Origin of the sequence: Sulfitobacter sp. HI0129 (assembly GCF_001635395.1) — a bacterium.
Taxonomy (GTDB): domain Bacteria; phylum Pseudomonadota; class Alphaproteobacteria; order Rhodobacterales; family Rhodobacteraceae; genus Sulfitobacter.
This window is the reverse complement of the sequence record NZ_LWGH01001056.1, coordinates 1-430: the sequence shown is the minus strand read 5'-3', so window position 1 is coordinate 430 and position 430 is coordinate 1. Positions and strand designations below refer to the sequence as shown.

General features: G+C 67.0%; 1 pseudogene. It reads right to left on the bottom strand.

The window, feature by feature from the left end:
- A pseudogene (locus A3764_RS22530) lies at nucleotides 1-430 on the bottom strand (alpha-L-glutamate ligase); the annotation flags it as partial.

Genomic DNA, 430 nt, shown 5'->3' with positions numbered 1-430 from the left:
GTTTCGAACTGGCGGATGACGGCACAGCCATAGGGGGTGATCGACGCGCCGATGCGCGGGACGACCGCATCGTAGCGCGGCAGGCGCTTGCCGTCGTAATGCACCTCCGGCGCCAGTTGGTTGATGGCCATGTAGCAGCGCGTGGTGTCGATGACCTCCACGGTATGGCCGCGGGCTTCGCCCACCTCGACCAGACGGCGGGTTGAATAATTGTCCTCCCGGCTCAGCACGGCGATGCGCAGGGCGCGCTGGGGGGCGGCGTGGCTGACCGTGGCGGTGTGGTAGACATCGTAGCTGAGGTCCGGCTGCAGGCGCTTTTCGGTGGCGGAAATCGTAATGTGGTCCTGCAGGGCCTGCCGGCCCAGCAGCATCCGGCTGCTCATGGTGGCGCGGTTGGTCAGCGTGACCTCGATGGGCCAGCTTTGCCCGG